General features: G+C 42.7%; 16 protein-coding genes and 1 other RNA gene. 1 reads left to right on the plus strand and 16 read right to left on the minus strand.

Annotation, left to right across the window (positions count from 1 at the left end; genetic code table 11):
* Positions 1–120 precede the first annotated feature (120 nt).
* The 15 genes from N0824_RS04535 to zds all read right to left on the minus strand — a co-directional run bounded on the left by N0824_RS04535 (position 121) and on the right by zds (position 14,203).
* Positions 121–807 (minus strand): helix-hairpin-helix domain-containing protein, encoded by a 687-nt coding sequence (locus N0824_RS04535; RefSeq protein ID WP_108935879.1) that lies wholly within the window; start codon positions 805–807, stop codon positions 121–123.
* A gap of 6 nt (positions 808–813) precedes the next feature.
* Positions 814–1,167, minus strand: coding sequence for an NINE protein (locus N0824_RS04540; protein WP_106908082.1), 354 nt, complete (start codon positions 1,165–1,167; stop codon positions 814–816).
* Positions 1,164–1,376, minus strand: coding sequence for a hypothetical protein (locus tag N0824_RS04545; RefSeq protein WP_108935880.1), 213 nt, complete (start codon positions 1,374–1,376; stop codon positions 1,164–1,166). The genes N0824_RS04540 and N0824_RS04545 overlap by 4 nt, the downstream gene beginning before the upstream one ends.
* Positions 1,377–1,430: 54 nt before the next feature.
* Entirely contained in the window at positions 1,431–1,712 is a 282-nt protein-coding gene (locus N0824_RS04550) for a DUF2470 domain-containing protein (RefSeq protein WP_004268454.1), read from the minus strand.
* 403 nt (positions 1,713–2,115) lie between these two features.
* Positions 2,116–2,595 (minus strand): hypothetical protein, encoded by a 480-nt coding sequence (locus N0824_RS04555; protein ID WP_002784577.1) that lies wholly within the window; start codon positions 2,593–2,595, stop codon positions 2,116–2,118.
* 134 nt (positions 2,596–2,729) lie between these two features.
* A complete protein-coding gene (locus N0824_RS04560; protein WP_108935881.1) occupies positions 2,730–3,623 on the minus strand; it encodes an ABC transporter ATP-binding protein in 894 nt (297 codons plus the stop codon).
* A gap of 152 nt (positions 3,624–3,775) precedes the next feature.
* On the minus strand, positions 3,776–4,549 hold the full coding sequence (locus N0824_RS04565) for an ABC transporter permease (RefSeq protein WP_108935882.1): 774 nt from the start codon (positions 4,547–4,549) through the stop codon (positions 3,776–3,778).
* An 84-nt stretch (positions 4,550–4,633) separates the two neighbouring features.
* Complete coding sequence (locus N0824_RS04570) at positions 4,634–5,920, minus strand: RNA-guided endonuclease TnpB family protein (RefSeq protein ID WP_108935883.1); 1,287 nt, start codon at positions 5,918–5,920, stop codon at positions 4,634–4,636.
* Between the two features lie 139 nt (positions 5,921–6,059).
* On the minus strand, positions 6,060–6,707 hold the full coding sequence (locus tag N0824_RS04575; protein ID WP_108935884.1) for a HEAT repeat domain-containing protein: 648 nt from the start codon (positions 6,705–6,707) through the stop codon (positions 6,060–6,062).
* Positions 6,708–7,046: 339 nt separating this feature from the next.
* Complete coding sequence (locus N0824_RS04580) at positions 7,047–8,318, minus strand: MFS transporter (RefSeq protein WP_108935909.1); 1,272 nt, start codon at positions 8,316–8,318, stop codon at positions 7,047–7,049.
* A gap of 9 nt (positions 8,319–8,327) precedes the next feature.
* Positions 8,328–8,424, minus strand: an RNA gene (gene ffs, locus N0824_RS04585) — signal recognition particle sRNA small type.
* Positions 8,425–8,510: 86 nt separating this feature from the next.
* Positions 8,511–9,647 carry a DUF58 domain-containing protein gene (locus tag N0824_RS04590; protein WP_108935885.1) on the minus strand — a complete coding sequence of 379 codons (1,137 nt, stop codon included), beginning with the start codon at positions 9,645–9,647 and terminating at the stop codon, positions 8,511–8,513.
* Between the two features lie 1,002 nt (positions 9,648–10,649).
* The gene (locus tag N0824_RS04595; protein WP_108935886.1) at positions 10,650–11,669 is read right to left on the minus strand and encodes a long-chain acyl-[acyl-carrier-protein] reductase; all 1,020 of its coding nucleotides are present in this window, start codon (positions 11,667–11,669) and stop codon (positions 10,650–10,652) included.
* A gap of 148 nt (positions 11,670–11,817) precedes the next feature.
* Positions 11,818–12,513, minus strand: a complete 696-nt coding sequence (locus N0824_RS04600; RefSeq protein ID WP_108935887.1) for an aldehyde oxygenase (deformylating) — start codon at positions 12,511–12,513, stop codon at positions 11,818–11,820.
* A gap of 229 nt (positions 12,514–12,742) precedes the next feature.
* Positions 12,743–14,203 carry a 9,9'-di-cis-zeta-carotene desaturase gene (gene zds / locus N0824_RS04605; protein ID WP_108935888.1) on the minus strand — a complete coding sequence of 487 codons (1,461 nt, stop codon included), beginning with the start codon at positions 14,201–14,203 and terminating at the stop codon, positions 12,743–12,745.
* 137 nt (positions 14,204–14,340) lie between these two features.
* On the opposite strand from zds, the gene N0824_RS04610 reads away from it, so the two are divergent.
* A complete protein-coding gene (locus N0824_RS04610) occupies positions 14,341–16,779 on the plus strand; it encodes a glycosyltransferase family 39 protein (RefSeq protein WP_108935889.1) in 2,439 nt (812 codons plus the stop codon).
* A gap of 113 nt (positions 16,780–16,892) precedes the next feature.
* Here the strand turns inward: N0824_RS04610 and N0824_RS20660 are convergent, their stop codons facing one another.
* Positions 16,893–17,066 carry a hypothetical protein gene (locus N0824_RS20660; protein WP_158269537.1) on the minus strand — a complete coding sequence of 58 codons (174 nt, stop codon included), beginning with the start codon at positions 17,064–17,066 and terminating at the stop codon, positions 16,893–16,895.
* Positions 17,067–17,254: the final 188 nt, after the last annotated feature.

Raw genomic sequence — 17,254 nt, forward strand, 5'->3', positions numbered from 1 at the left:
ATTATAGCAGTTTTCATCAGAATGAGGCATGGGCAAGGGGCTTAAGCCCCTTGTTGGCAAAACTTGTCGATACCTCAGTAACGTGAAAAGTGCTATATGCAAGAACTCTAATCAAGCTAATTAGAGCAATTGCTGATAGGATTTTAAGGGAATACCTGTCCGGTTTCTCACTTCGATGGCCGAACGATAGACACCGTTTTTTTCTCTTTCGGCGACAATTTTATCGGCCAGGGAAAAGTCAAGACCGAGATTGACTAATTCCGCAACGGAGTAGTAGTTTAAACAACGCCAAGAAACGTCAACTTCTTGGCGAATATCGTAGGCAAAGATAATCCAAGGTTCCAATTTTTTGAGATAATTTTCCGGTAAACCAGCCAGGAAGTGTAATTCTTCTAAATCGGTAAAAATATGTCCTTCATTACGGACAGAAACGATATCATTGGCATAGACAATCGGCAACCCTAATTTATGAACCAGATCGTTGGTGGAACAGCTGTTAATATCAATTTTTTCGAGAGGAGAGGATGACTGTCTAGAATCGGTTCTATTTGCCGAAGCTATTGGATGGGAATTAAGCTGTTGACGGATGTATAAACCCAGGCCGATTTGGGCAAACCAAATGACGATAAAAGCCTCTTGTGTAAGGAAAATAAAGGAGATAATTGTCAAGGCAATGCCGACGGATAACCAGCTTTGGTTATTAGTTTTTTTGCCAGCATTAGCAATGGCAAGCCCACCAAAAACTGGGACTAAGGATAGCCAGATCCACTCGGAAGATTCGGGAGGGCGAGGAGAGAGATTAGACATATTTTTTTAAAGAGAATCTAAATATTTTCTGCGTTTTTCTTCGTATTCTTCAGCAGTAATAATTCCCTGATCGTAAAGCTTTTTAAGCTGGAGTAAAGTAGCGGTTTTTTGCTGGCCTGATTCTGGCAGTCTTCGCTCTGTACTGTTGGCGAGATAGTTAGGATTGTATTTAGCATCAAAAGCTTGATCTGACATGATGATTAAACCAATAAATTCAAAAAAAGCAATGATGCCGGGGATCAAAGTCCAGAAGAAAAGTAGATAGAGAACACCAGCCAAATTCTCCCCTAGATAAAATTTATGGATGCCAAGATAACCGAGAAAAAAGGCTAGTAAAGCCGCTATAGTTCTATTTCTCATAATTTTTGAGATTTCCCTAATTTAGCCAAAAGAAAGTATAAAACCACGATGCCTGCCTGTAATTCCAAGAGAGTAATATAACCCTTGACTAGATAATTTAATTCTAGGGAGGAATTAAAGGCAAAAACTAGCACACCCAAGACTAAAAAAGGCAGTAAACGCCAGCCAGACTTGGGTATTTTTATTCCCGTACTGTTAACCTGATCCATGGGCTAATTCTCTAGGTTGATCTTTTTCGGTGATAGGAGCAAAATCGGTCTTTGTCAAGGGGTGCTTTGATTAACTTTTAGCATCTCAACGAGGATATTATGGGCATCCTTGGCTGATTCTAGGGTGCGCTCAAAAGGTATTCTAATTGTTTGACTCTCCCCTAATTTTTCTACGGCTAAATCCATGCCTTGGGGATCGATGGAGAGCATTTGAGCGGTTTCTGCATCGGTAATATTACCGTAAACTTGAGCGTAGAAAAGCACGGCATCACCGTGATCCTTGTTCATGTGTTTACAGATGCGATCGCTAATGGCGGGAGTGATAGTTTCAGACATAAATATTTCCGAAAAAAATCGATAATAAGGTGGGGACGGATAAAAGCCAGTTCTAAATCGAGGCCAATGGGGGCATATTAGTTAGGGTAGCCTAATTAATCGCTAATTGCCAGATAATTTGGGCATGGGCAGGGCAGACATCAATGATAAGTTTAATATTATTTTCTTGACAAAAAGCTTTAATTGTGCATTGATCTAATTGTCCCACTGAAGGTCAATCGGGGTAGAGAGTAAAGTCCGGGGCTGCCCGCGAATTTAAATTGCCTGTTGAGATGAAACAAGAGGCAACAGTAAAGGAATGGGGAGAGATTCAGCTAATCGGATAGGCGATTAAAATGCCTCTTAGCTTAAAACCCCACACCCTACCCCCACTAACAAACTTTTTCAGTACACCCTATATATTTTATCGTTCACAACCGACAACAGAAGCGGTGTAGGTATTACCGATATGCTGAATACCATTGACAAAAAGATTAACTAAAAAAGGTTGATCATTTGCGCGTACTGTGGCAGTAATTGTTAAGGGTTTATCGGGTTCGATTCGTACTCCATTAGTATTAAAAAATTCCTCGTTAGTTTGGTCGCTATACTTGAGAAACAGCCGGATATCAAAGGAGGCAGCCCGGGGGACAGAAACCGTAACGATAAACCTCTGAAAACGTCTCCCCCCCGGCACTGCCCAATCGGTATTCCAATTATTACGAGTTATCGTAACACCGAAAGGCCCTGGAACAGTGGGTTGTGAGACGCTTTTCGTAACTTCACTACCTTCACCGCCTAATAGAGAAAGTGGCCGACAATTTTGCGCCGCTGCCGGTAGATGTGAGCTTAATAATACCGCCGATAGACTCAATAACCCAGTGATAGAGGTTAATTTCATCATTGATTTTGTCTCCAATTAATAGAACCTATCCAAAAATTATAGATGATCATGACGGTAAAAAAAGGCGATTTAACTTAATTGAGGTAAATTACCAGAAAAATGCCGATCATCAACCTTAATTTTCAAAAAAGGGTTTAAAATTGATTCATAATTTCCATATAAATATGTTCTAACTGTACCGTCTGACGGGCGATAGAATCAATATTAATGCCGTCGAATGCCCGAATAATCTCGCTTAATTCTAGATGTTCATCTAACCAAAAAGCTAAATCTTTACCGTAAAATTTGGGAGTAAATCCTAACTGTTTACCTCGATTTATGGCCGCTTCTTGAGCCTGGGTATCCATGATAATAATTTCTTTCGCAGGAATGTGCTGACGCAGCTGATTTAAATTACCTTCGGCAATAATACGACCTTGTTTTAAAATCCCGATACGTTGACAGAGACGCTGTGCTTCATCGAGGAGATGAGTAGTTAATAAAATTGTCATTCCCTGGCGCCGTAATTCTCCAATTAAATCCCAAATTTCATAACGAGATTCGATGTCTAAACCAGTAGTTGGTTCATCGAGAATTAATAATTTTGGCTGATGAACAATAGCCACGGCAATATTCATCCGGCGCTGCATTCCACCGCTTAAAGTTTCCACTGGACTACGGGCGCGATCAAGCAAATTTACTGCGGATAAACTGGCTTTAATCCGATGACGACGCTGGGGGCGATCGAGTCCATAAATCTGAGCAAAAAAGTTGAGATTTTCCTCACAAGTAAGGGATTTGTACAATAAATTTTCTTGCGGGGCAACCCCAATTAATTCTTTAGTAACTCTGGAAATTGGCAAATAATTAAAGGTAATTTCTCCCGATGAGGGTTTTAATAAATTACAAATTAAGTTAATAGTGGTGGTTTTTCCCGCACCATTGGGACCGAGTAAACCGTAAATTTCCCCCGCTTCAATATGAAAGTTTAATTGATCTAATACTAAGCGTCTTCCGTAATTTTTTTTGACATTATTAATAGTCAGCATTTTTAATAAAGTAACAAGGATAGTCAGAAGTCAGAAGTCAGAAGTCAGGATTAGGGAGTGGAAGATATGGGAAGACAAATTAATAAATACTCTTGCCTTTTCTAACTGATAACTGATAACTGATTACTGATTACTGATAACTGATAACTGATTTACAATCGGCGTTCAAGGTTTAACATTTGTCGATAGGTAAGCCAACCACCTGCTACCATAGCTAGGGCAAAAAGACATAGAAAGCGAAAATGAGAGCTAATATCTTGTATATTTTCGCCCTTTGCCCAAACAGCAATTAAAGCTTCATTCATGTGGTAGATCGGGTTATATTTAGCCAGAGATAGAATATTGTCGGGGAATAAAGCAGTGGGGAGAAAAACGCCGCCTAAAATTAATAAAGGAACCCCAAAAGTTCCCACCAAGGCATTAACATCTTCCGTTCTTTTCGCCAGTTGAGTACCGAGGATAAATCCTAAACCCACATAGGCGGTGATACTAAGAAAAATAATTAATAATTCTAGAGGAATTGAGCCTTTAAAAGTGGCTCCATACTGTTTAGCAATAGAATAAACTAAAACTGTCTGACAGGCGGCAATCACACAATGGGCGAGAAAAATGCCGATAAAATAGGAAACACCGCTTAAAGGCGATAAAAATAACCGTTTAATCGTTTGTTGTTCCCTTTCTGCTACTACCGTCGCCACGGTTCCCCCCAAACAACTAAAGAAAAGTGCCGCCCCAACGAGGGTGGGAGGAGTAGCCAGAGCCATCGCCTCGGCAAGCTCAATTTTGCCTTTTTCTGCCATAATATAGCCATTTAAGAGCAGGACAAGGATCGGGAAAATGCCCCAGAGGATTAAGCTACGCCCGCGTCGGATTAATTCTACTAAAATTCGTTGAGCGATCGCTAAAATTTCCTGCCAATATTTCATAGAATGTTAGTGTAATTGTTTCTCCCTGTAGAGAAATAAGTTTTTCTACTTTTGACTTAGGCTTATTTTGACATACTCCCACCGTCAAGCTACGCTGTGACGGGGGATTCTTTCCACATCGCTGTTAGAAATTCCTTGTTCAACGAGACAGCTTAGATTTTCAATGTCTCCATTAAAAACCCAGAGGTCGGACTCTCCCAAGGCGTTTGGGTCGGTTTCTGTTTGCCCAACAGTACCGTTGAGATGATTTCCCAAATATTTCAACCCTTTTTTCAGAATATTTATTGCTGCATTATGATCCCTATCTAAGACTGTTTTACAGTTAGGACATTGATGAGTTCTAGTGCTTAATGATTTTTGAACCCTCGTCCCACAAACTGAACAATCTTGAGTCGTGAAATGGGGAGATACAGCAATACAAACAATCCGATAAATCTTGGCAAAATAATTCAACCATTCAGTGAATTGATACCAAGAAGCATCGGAAATCGACTTGGCAAGCTTACGGTTTTTTACTAAGTTTCTTACCTTTAAAGCTTCATAGACGACCAGATCATTAGACTGGACTAACGCCAAAGCATCTTTAATTGCTTTGTCTTTACGTTGTCTTGATACTTTAAGATGAAGTCTAGCCACTTTTATCCGTTGCTTGTGATAGTTGTTAGACTGTTTCTTTCCTTGACGAAATTGTTTTGATAATCTCCTTTGTGCTTTTTTCAGTCGTTTTTCTGACTTTCTTAAATAACGTAGATTTTCTACGGTATTGCCTTGGGCATCGGTATAAAATTCCTTTATTCCTAAGTCAATTCCTGTTATTTGTCCCGTTGGTTTATGGTATTCTTGCCGTTCTACGTCAATCAAAAACTGACAATAATAACCGTCAGCACGTCTAACAACTCTTACCCGTCTAATCTGTTGCTCTGAATAATAAACTAAAGTTTTTTGACTACACCATAAATCAAATTCTCCTGCTTTAAAACCATCAGTAAATCTGATTTTACGTCGATCATCAGATAGTTTGTAGCCCGTTAGTTTATACTCAACGGAACGGCTATGCTTTTTGAAACGAGGAAAACCTTTTTTACCTGGTATCTTAGCATGACAATTCTGGTAAAACTTACTAATTGATTGCCAGGCTCTATCAGCAGCCGATTGACGAGCTTGAGAGTTTAATTTATTAACCCAAGGTGTCTCTTTATTGTTAGCTAGTACCGCACAAAGCTTTTGGAGATCATTGCGGGTTGTCCCTTGATTTGACCGCCAATGACGAACACAAGAGTTACGGACAAACTGAGAAGTTCTGATAGCTTCATCAAGTTTCTGATATTGCTCTGGTGTTCCGTTTTTTAGCTTCGCTTCTACGACTAGCATTTAACAATCCACGACCATTGGATAAATTAAGTATAACACAGTTTACCCACAGAGGGTGGAATTAAACCGATGCTCTGGGGTTGATATTCTGGTCAGATTTCATCCCGCGCTAATTTTGGTGAATATCTTGTCGAAAAATCTAGCGGGGGCATTCATCCGACATTTTAGGTAAGTGTTCCAGAGCTTGATCAGCACGCAATCTTACCACTATTTCCGCTTCTGTCTCCCGAATCTGTCCTAAAAGTTCCCGAATCGCCCCGCGAAATGCCGCCGCCGCAGTTCCTAGTCCCTCCAATCCGACGATCGCCGCATATCTAACCACCCACTCTGGATCCCCTTGCGAAAGTTTCTCCAGTGCCGTAAAAACGTCCTTCTGAGCCTCAGAGACCCGACTTTTCTCCAAATCAGACCAAATTATATTTCCCAAGCCTCTAGCCGCCCCTCGCCGCACGCTAAAGGAAAAATCACTCACCGCCGCATCAAGTAATAAGTTCAATCCTCGCACATCGCCAATTCCTGCTAGGGCGCGGGTTGCCCAAGCTCTCGCCCCATAATTATAACCGTCTAGGTTGGCCAGTAAATAGGGGACCGCCGCTTTGCCGATGGCGATTAAACCATCCACGGCTGCCACGGAGGCGCCGGGGTTATTATATCTCAGGACATCGGTGAGGGTGGGTATTGCCGCTTCACTTTTGGCGGCGGCTAAATTTTCCACGGCGGTTAGTAACTCATTAGCTGAGTCGGCTTTTTCGACGGCGATAATTAAAGTCTCAACGGTGGGAAGCATTGGTTATCAGTAGAGGGGATGAGGGGTTAGGGGTTGGGGTGTGGGGAAGTGGGGAAGTGGGGAAGTGGGGAAGTGGGGAAGTGGGGTGTGGGGTGTGGGGTGTGGGGTGTAGGGTTTTACCGATTTTCAGGGGGTCAATTACCTAATTTTCAGGGAAAAAGTGCCTAAATTTCCCCCCCGATCACCCCAATGTCTGGCACTTTTTGATGGGAAAAAAGTCTAAAAGTCTTATCCAACAAGGTTTTTAGATTTATTCAGCAAGCCCCAAGTAAAGCCACTGCTTTTACTTGGCATCTCCCCGTGAACGAAGAATCCCCAGGCCTTTAGGCAACGGCAGTGTCAATGTACTTGTCCGCGCAGAGCATAACGATCTTTTTCTAAACCGAAAGCGAAGAGAAAAGAATGGCGTATGGTGGGGTTAGAGAGAGTAAAAAAGAGAAAGAGAGCAATAACAGCCAATCCTGACGATAAAGTAAACATAGTTTCGTAGGAAATTGCTAAAACCCCCAGAATTGGACCGGCTAAGGCTGTTCCCACATCAAAACCGCCGATACAGATAGAATAGGCCCGGCCGCGTTCTTGGGGCCCAGAGCGATCGGAGATTAAAGCCAGTAACATAGGGAATAAAATCCCCCCTCCCGTACCTTCGAGAATAGCGGCTAAAATTAAAGCCGAGGAAGATCGAGCAGAAGATAGAACCAACATGGATAAACCATAGCAAAAAATGCTAATAGTGATGAATAAACCCCGTCCATAGCGATCACTGGCTCCTCCCGACAAAATCCGTCCGATTACGCCCGATACTGCCGCACAACTGTAGAATAGACCAGGACTAAAAGGTATCTGATTTTCGAGGAGAAACAGGGGTAAAAAAGCGACTAAACCGCCGAATAAAGTACCAACCAGCAGAAAAACTAGGGTGGGGACTAAAAAAGCCCGCTCTTGACATAATGCCCAGAAACTGCGCTCAATTGTCGGATTTTCTGCCTTCATTTCGGCTAATTTTTTCTTGAAGTCTGGTTCTTGAATGGAGAAACCCAAGAGAAAGGCGATCGCTCCTGAGGTGGCGGAAACTAGAAATAAACCGTCATAACCGATCGATTCGTAGAGATAACTGCCTAAAGCTGGACCGATTCCCATGCCTAGGGGTGCAGTTAAGCTCATATAACCAATTATCTCGCCCCGTTGACGAACGGGGGAAAAATCCACCACTAGGGTACTGTAACCGGTGGTAAAAGCGGCGATACTGAGGCCATGGTAGGCACGGACGGCGAATAAAGAGGAAAGATCGCGAAAGAATAGATAACCGAGGGGTGCGGTAGCGGCGACAATAGTTCCAAATAAAACCACTAATTTGCGACTGCGGCGATCAACTAGATTGCCTAACCAACTGCGCGATAAAATTAAACCGATAGCAAAGGCCCCCATGACAAAACCGATATCTTGTTTGCTACCGCCTAGGGAGTCAATATAGGTGGGGAGAGTGGGGACGAGAGTGGTGATACTTATCCAGAAAAACAGCGCCGTGACGAAGAGGATCAGTAGTTGACGACGAGTTTCGGCAGTAAGCGATCGAAAAGTTTTGAAAGCGTTCACGACAGTGACCGTCACAGGCAACAAAAAGACCCGGAGATCACGCCAGTCACAAGCATCCCGTATTGCTGCTACCTTCCGGTCCTGACAAGGTTAAGGCGTTGCGATCGCATGAGTCCGAGTCTTTTCTATCATAACATCTTTTTCTGGGATACGGGCATTTTTTTCTGGAGAATTTCCTCTCAATCTAAACTGTAAACAGACATTTTCTCAACGAGGGGGTTTTTGTAATTGTTGTTGTAGAGAAATTTCTGGTTCGATCGCCAATCCGCTAAACTGTCGGATTAAGGGTGAAGGACTCTCCCTAGAATCGGCAGCGAGGAAAAATAACCAACGGCTGCCGGGGGTGAGTTGTTCGATGGAATTGAAGTTACTTGTCAACCAAATTAGCGGTAAATTAGGCAGATTAGCTTTTTTTTGACTAGCTTTTGCATCTATACTGGCTAAAGTTTCTAAAATGACCCTTTCCCCCTGAATTAACCCCGTTTCACCGGTCCAGAGTTTCACATTTAATTGCCGACGATGGGCATAAAAATAGAGGGAAGCAGCGGCAATAATCGCCTGTTCAAAACTGTCTTCTTGCCAATCACAGAGGGTATCGAGACAGATAATCACTTCCTGTCCCCCCGTTAACACTTCTAATTCCCGAATTTGCAATTCTCCCAAACGGGCGCTAGTTTTCCAGTGAATTAAACGGGTAGAATCACCCTGGCGATATTGTCTCAGGTTGCGGGTAAGTCCTTGACTCGCCCTTTGATAATAGCGATTATTTTCTAGTTTTTGTGCCACCTCTTGACCGAGGGAATCGATCAGGGGACATTGTTGTAAGGGTAAAATTTGGGGATAAACTAAAGCTTTAGCCGCTGCTTGCTGACAACGACGACACCAAAATAAACCGAGAGGGGCTGCTGTTCTTAATTGTACTTCTTGCCAGTGATAAATACCTCGTTTACTGGTGGGTAAATAATAAGTCCAACGATGGCAACTTTTGGGGGCAATCGCTTCTATTGGGGTTATTTTTGACCTATCAAGCACAATTGGCAGCAGATCTGTCACTTCTAACAGATTTATCGGCTGATTGCTCGTATTTTCTATCTCTAGGCTAATACTAAGATCGTCTCCCGCACTCACGGGTACAATGGCAAGACGACGCACTTTCAGAGGAAGAAGGGAACGACGCGGTAAGATTATCGATAAAATTAAAAGGGCGATCGTCGTGCCAGAGATAGCATACAACCATCCTGCCATGGTATTGGTCGCAGCTCCGAAAAAACAGAGGGTAATGCCAATGATTACCCCCCCACCGTAAGCGGGTAAGATACCGCGATCTTCTAACCAAGTTTTCATAGGGTTTATTGGTTTTGTCGTCTTTGCTAGAAGGCTAAAATTCAGGCCCACATCTCTATAATTCCCCCAAAAGACCTCGGATCAGCGAAGGGAGTCCTATCCCTTGCCACTACTGTTATTTTTCTTAACAAAACTTAACAATTGAGGGCAAAATTTTGCTTGCTTTTGTGGACAGATTTTGGGATAATATTTTTAAAAGAGTTTATTCATAATTTGAACCTAAGCACTTGCTAATAAACACAAACATCCCATCATGAAACAATTATAACCCAAGCCGCCGGCAAAGTCAAGCCCTCACTCCTAATTATTATTAGATTTCTTGCATAATTAATTTTTGAGAGTTCAAACTCACCGTTCGCTCATTTCTCGAACCGAAAATTTGATAAATTGTCTCAAATACAGTCTAGCAAACGCATTGAGCGTTCTACTCGAATATTTATTAGTACAAAAAGACCATTTGGAAGTTAACGAATTGATCAGGGTTTGAGCGAGTCAATTGGCGATCGCTTTTTCGGCACTTTTCTGCTTACTTTATTCGCTAAAAAGCATACAGGATAAAGGTAACAGCAATTTTAAAACCCTTCCCTTAAAAAAGTAAGCGAACAATGAGTCGAAGGCTCTGCCTTAAAGTAGTATTCAGGTAGAACCTCAACAAAGCGTTCCCAGGTTCTACCTGGGAACGAGCTAAAAATCAGGCCCACATCTCTATAATTCCCCCAAAAGACCTCGGATCAGCGAAGGGAGTCCTATCCCTTGTCACTCTTAGGATTTTTCTTAACAAAATTTAACAATTGAGGGCAAAATTTTGCTTGCTTTTGTGGGCAGATTTTGGGATAATATTTTTAAAAGAGTTTATTCATAATTGTGATTTAAGCAGTTGCAAATAAACACAAACATACCATTATGAAACAAGCATAACCCAAGCCGCCGCTAAAGTCAAGCACTTACTCTAATTATTTTTCGCCTGAAACTTCTAATTCCGTGGGGGGTTGGGGGTATGAATTAAAATAACAAAGGTTGAAAACCGTGTTTGCGGGAAGCTGCGCCGATTTGTTCCATTTTAGGGACAGTAATTTGATTGCGTCCCCAGGAAAAATTAGTTTGCCAACCCTCCAACTCTAATAAAATCGCCTCGGCAAAACAGGCAAACATTTGACGAGAGGGAATATCCATATTAACGATTTTCATAATTTTCCAGTCAATATCGAGGGAATGCTCGACAATGCCGCCCTTAATCACCGAAATATCGGGGGCATTTAACACCATGCCTAAATTTTTCGGATAACCACCATCAATAATAATACAGGGGCGCTTGAGTTTATCTAGATCAATTTCCACCCCTTTAGGCATACTAGCCACCCAAACAATGATATCAGCTAGGGGTAAAGCCTCCTCTAGGGGAAGAATTTTACCGCGTCCTAACTCCTCTTGCAGAGATTGTAAACGCTCTTGATTGCGTGCCACATAGATTAGTTCTTTTGTATCGGTTTTTTCATTTAACCAACGACAAACGGCGCTGCCGATATCTCCGGTGGCCCCACAAACCACGACAGTGGATTGAGCTAAATCGATGCCCATTTTTTCAGCGAGGGTTTCCACCTGAGTGCAGATGACGTAAGCGGTGTGGGTGTTACCAGTGGTGAAACGGCCAAAATCCAGCTCGATATTGCGCACCTGTCGATTATCTTTGAGATTAAACTCCTCGAAAATAATTGAAGAAAAACCGCCGAGTGCGGTGATATTGATATCACTTTTTTGAGCGAGTGCCATGGCATTTAGCACCTTACGAATAGCAGACTTTACCCAACGATTCGACAACATCTCCGGTAAAAAACAGGATTCGATGTATTTTCCTCTGATAGTTTGCCCCGTGATGCTGGTGACATGAAAATCATCGACAATTTGCGGGGGGGCAGCACACCAAAAATCTAATCCCTGGTTAGCATATTCAGGATAACCTAGATCGTCGGCGACCGATTGGGCGTGTTCTAAACTGGTAAGATGACCTATAAGACCAAACATTGATTGTTCTTTCGTTAAACTAGATGGCACTAGATAAAAATTAGGATATTGCTAAGAAATCGTTAAGACTCTTAAATATAATACACAAAAGAGCCGCTCTGTGTTGAGCGGCAGCAGGGCGAAAAAAAGAAATCTCGATGCTCAAGCTTTAGACAGCAGTTAATCCGTAGGCAGACATCCGCATGATATCACGGGTGCTGAAACCAATATTGCTTAAAGCTTCCCCGTAGCTAATCATAAAGTCTTCCACGAGGGCCTCTTTTTCCATACCGAGGATACGAGCATCATCCTCGACTTGATTGAGCATTCTCCAGACAATGGGAAGATTAGCGCGATTTGCCGCTTCTAGTTCCTCTTTAGCGGTTTCAAAGTTAGCTTTTAGCCATTCTTCGCCAAAATTGAGATGTAAATATTCGTCTTTAACTACGCTTTCAGTAATTTTACGCGCAAAAGGGTCAGCAACAGGAATATAAATATTATAGGCAGCGATCGCGAAAGCTTCGATAATCAAAGATTGGATTAATAAACAGGTGACAACTTTACCTTCTGCGTAGGCAATTTGGAAGTTCTCGTGCAGAGAGGAAAAGAATTCTCTGGCATAATCCATATCAGGAGTGATTTTCAAATTTTGGCCGCAAGCTTGAAAACCTTTCATGTGACGGTTTTCCATTTTTGCCAGACGGTGTAACTCTTCTTTGTTATCGGTGAGGATGTCTGCTAATTGAATATAATTGCTATTGGCCTCGTATTCTCCTTCAATAACGATGGCATTAATGCGACTATAGGCTGATTTATAGGTTTCGCTGGTGAAATCAAGCTCTAATGGTACAGCAAGCTCTGGCATAAACTCGATTGACTCCTATTTCTGACGAGATTTTTCCGACGTTCTTTCCAGTCTAGGGTAAGCCTTCTAGATGGAGTTATCTTTTTACGAGTCTAGCTCGATCGGTCTTTTTTGTATAGCTTGGCTTGAGAGGCTGACTTGCCAAGTTAGCTATAGCGGTTATCTTTTGCCACTGAAAACAAGTTTAGAGGCAACCCCTTCTTAACAGACGAGATTGCCGGCTGTTTGCTCAAACCGTGGCCAAAGATTTCTGGCGCTCGGCCTGTTGTAAGATGGCCCTGGCTGCCTGTTTACCCGATAAAGTGGCCCCTTCCATGCTATCAATGTAATCCTGTTGGGTATAACTACCGGCAAGGAAAAAGTTAGGGATAGGAGTCGCTTGCGAGGGACGATAGACATCCATCCCCGGTGCTTCCCGATAGAGACTCTGGGCCAATTTCACCACACTAAACCAAGTCATCTTTAACTCCCGCGAGGAGGGAAATAACTGATGGACTTGCGCTAAAACGTGCTGGGCAATATCTTCATTTTTAGCTTTAATAAAAGGGTCCCCAGGGGTTAAAACCAACTGTAATAAAGAGCCTTCTCCGGGGCGATAATAATCCCTAGGACTGGTGAGAGCAAGATCTGCAAAACAGGAAAAATCCGCTTGGTGGGTGTACAAAAGATTGTCAATTCCCACCGCTTTTTGCAGTTGTCGGCGTTTTTCGGCATCATTTAACTCCGTCACCCAACCGTCAAAACGCAATTGTACCGTAGCGACAGGGACGGCTTCTAGTCGGAAAATATTGTCAAAAATCGGCATTTTCCGCCAATCTTGGGGAATAAGACGCTGAACACCGGGGACATCACCAGCGCAAACGTAGGCATCTGCGGTGATAGTTTCTGTGGTTTCTCCGTTAGCGACGATCAGGCCATTAACTTGCAGATTTTCGCCCTCTCCAGAATAGAGAATTTCCCGCACTTGACGACGGGTAGAGATTTTGGCACCCCGGGCCTCCAGATAGTTAATAATCGGTTTATGCAGGTATTCGTGGGGGGAACCTTCCAACATCCGCAGGACGGAAGCTTCGGTTTTAGCGGCAAAAAATTGGAAAATCGTCAGCATACAACGGGCCGAGATATTTTCCGTATCAATAAATCCTAAGGCATAGGCGATCGGATTCCACATTTTTTTTAAACTGCCGTCATTACCGCCATGGCTACGAAACCAATCGGCAAAACTAATCGAGTCCAGATCCCGAATCGTTTTCATCGCTCCTTGAAAGTCTATCAGACCGCGGACGATGGGACTTGTACCTAAGGCCAGAGAATTAAAGATTTTATCGGCTGCCGAGAGTTGGGAGGAGGTAAAAAAGGCTTTTAAACCGTTAAAAGGCGCACCTGCGACGAAACGGAAGTCTAATTCGCCGATTTTTCCCCCTTCGTTGATAAAAGTGTGGGTGTGTTCTTTGAGCAGTAAGGATTGAAAAGCGCCCACTTTTTTCATTAACTCAAAAAGATTATAGTAACAACCAAAAAAGACGTGCAAGCCCATCTCGATGTGATTACCGTCCGCATCTACCCAACTACCGACTTTTCCCCCGACAAAGGGACGAGATTCTAAGATTTCTACTGTACAGCCCGCATCGACCAGATCGATAGCTGTTGCCATTCCCGCTAATCCCGCACCAACGATCACCACTCGCATTTGTCAAGTTCCTGTTACAATTTTTCACTAAATCTTTATTTTACCCCGATCGGTCTGGTGTTTCTTGCTGGCGATTTTTTCAGGGTCGCTTGAGAGCGTGGGAAAATAATTGAGAGTTGCACTAGGGAGAAGTCATTTTGAAGCGATCGCTAGATGGGAGACAGGGATTAATTATTGTCAGTATTATTTGGATATTGGGGATATTAGTCGATAGATTCTGGTTTAGTCTCGATCATACTATTCCTGCTTGGGATCAGGCCGATTATCTCAACGGTGGGATTATCTATAGCCAAGCTTTCCAAAATCCGCGCTGGTTTGATGGGGATTGGTGGCGCAGTTTATGGCTAATGTCCCCGAAAATTCCCCCTTTAACCTATCTTTTAACGATTCCCTTCTTTAATCTCTTTGGTATTAGTCTTGACGCGGGTATGTGGGTAATGGCTATCTATAGCGCCCTACTGCTCTTTTCTGTGTACGGATTGGGAATTATCCTCTTTAATGGGACTGTGGCTTTATGGGCGGTCTTAATCTGTCAATTTCTCCCCGGTTTATACTATTATCGCCTCGAATATCTCTTAGATTTTCCCTTAGCGGCAATTGTAACGTTTTCTTACTTTTGCTTGACATGGTGGCGATTTAGTGGCACAGGCTGGCTAAAAGCGATCGCTGTGGGGATTGCTTGCGGTTTAGGGATGTTAGTCAAACAAACCGCCCTATTTTTCCTCTTTTTACCGATTTTGTGGGTATTGGGCGAAAATCTCCGGCGAAAACGTTGGGGCAATCTAGCGCAATTAATGCTCAGTTTTTTGACGGCAGCATTGTTAATGTTTCCCTGGTATCGGACGAATTGGTTATTAATGTTAACCGCGGGCAAACGTGCCACGGTAGATTCGGCGATTTTGGAGGGAGATCCGCCTCTTACCAGTCCAGATGCCTGGACATTTTACGCCCAAGTTTTACCCTATTTTCTTTCTTGGGTATTGTTATTAGTTCCCGTGGTGGGATTATTAATCTCATTACGCCATAGAAAAACCGAAGATAAGGTTAATCGTCCTGTGTGGATTTGGTTAGGAGTTTTTCTGCTGGGGGGATACCTATTATCATCCCTCAACATCAATAAAGATGCTCGTTATATTTTGCCGCTTTTACCGACTTTATCCTTAATTTTATCCGTTGGTTTATTATCTTGGCGCGGTCGTTTTGGTCCTGGTATCCGTTGGGGAACGATAACTATTGCCGCTATCCTCACCAGCTTAAATTTATTCCCCTTGGGGGGAGATATAATTACTAACGTTTTCAGTCCCCAATTACAACACCATCCCTATTTAAAAACCGGCTGGCAAAACGAAGAAGTAGTTAAAGAGATTCTAGCGGATTCTCCCTATCTTCGCAGCACCCTAGGGGTTTTACCTTCCACCCCCGAATTAAATCAACATACCTTCTCTTTCTACGGTGGTAAACATAATTCCCAGGTTGCCGGCAGACAGGTGGGAGTTCGGGAAGAAGATATCGAAAAGGATGTCAATTCTTTAGATTGGTTTTTAACTAAAACTGGTGAACAGGGTTCCGTCCCCGATGTCCAGAAAAAAATTGTTAATCGAGTCGCCACCGGGCCAGATTTCCAAGTGGAGAAAACTTGGCAGCTGCCAGATGATAGCACCCTGTCCCTACACCGAAAAATATATCCTTCTGTCACGGTTAACCCCCTTGAAAATGCGCCAAAACGGGTGGAATTAAGAGAGATTGCCATTACCGAAAAAGCTTCTCCTAATCAAGCCATTCCCGTGGTTTATAAATGGGCCGGAGACTGGCAACAATTAAAGTCAGGGATAGTGATTTTAACCTGGCAAGAAGTGGACGGTAAGGATTATTGGATGCACGATCACGGTATAGCTATGGGGGGATTAATGGCAAACAAATTAACTCCAGAAGAGCAACAAAAGGGTTTTGAAGTCACTGAAAAAACCGCCATGCAGTCGGCAGCAACCCCCGGAGTTTATCGCTTATCTGCTGTTTATCTCAATCGGGAAACTGGCGAAACCTATCCGATTAAAACTAACGCTCAAATTACCATCGATCCTCAAGTTCCCAAGTTAGCAACGCCCCAATTAGATTTAGTGACCCAATTGCGCTTAAAGTCTGCTAATATTGGTCAAGGATTAACGGGTATTGAGCCAATTTTTGAGTTAACTAATCGTATCAATCAATACGATTCGATTCAGGATTATGTGCTGCAAGCAGACAAGGCTTTTTCCTATCGTTTACAGCAACAAAATCCCCCCGATAAGTTATCTTTAGCCTACGGATTAGCAATTTCTAAGGTACTACAACAGGATGTGGCAGGGGCAATAAAAGCCACGGAGGAAATGATTAAAATTGACCCCCATAATCCCTATCATTATGCTTATCAAGGTTTTATTTATCTCTACGATTGGCAACCGCAAGCAGCCCAAAAAGTCTTAGATAAAGCTAGACAACTAAATCCCGATAGTGAGGAAATTAAGACTTTAAATGCAGTGGCTGCCCTGATGGGGGGAAATCTCGTTAAAGCTTGGCAATTATGGCAGTCAAATTAAAATAGAGTGGGAATTATGAATTATGAATTATGCATTAGGAATTATGCATTAGGAATTATGAATTATGAATTATGAATTATGAATTAGGCTCTTCTAGGTTCTGTGTGATCAGTTTAACTTATAGCGTTTCCTAAGCTAGTGAGGTACACATATTTTTCTTCCCTTTTGACTTTTGCCTCTTGCCTTTTGCCTAAAACCCATAACTTTTGTACCTCAGCAGACTGAAAAACGCTATATATAGGATCGATCGATCTTTGTGTCCTCTGTGTCTCTGTGGTTCCTTCCACTCCCTCGCTCTTGAGGAATGTATCTTAGAATACATTTTAGCCACCAAACCTGGGAGAGCCGGAATTAGGAATTATGAATTAGGAAGTGGGAGACGGGAGAGATGGGGAGAATAAATAAAGGCAATCTCCTATCTCCTGAAGACTGACTCCTGAAGACTGACTCCTGACTCCTGACTCCTGAATACTGA

It is taken from the genome of Microcystis sp. 0824 (assembly GCF_003112475.1).
Taxonomy (GTDB): Bacteria; Cyanobacteriota; Cyanobacteriia; order Cyanobacteriales; family Microcystaceae; genus Microcystis; species Microcystis aeruginosa_C.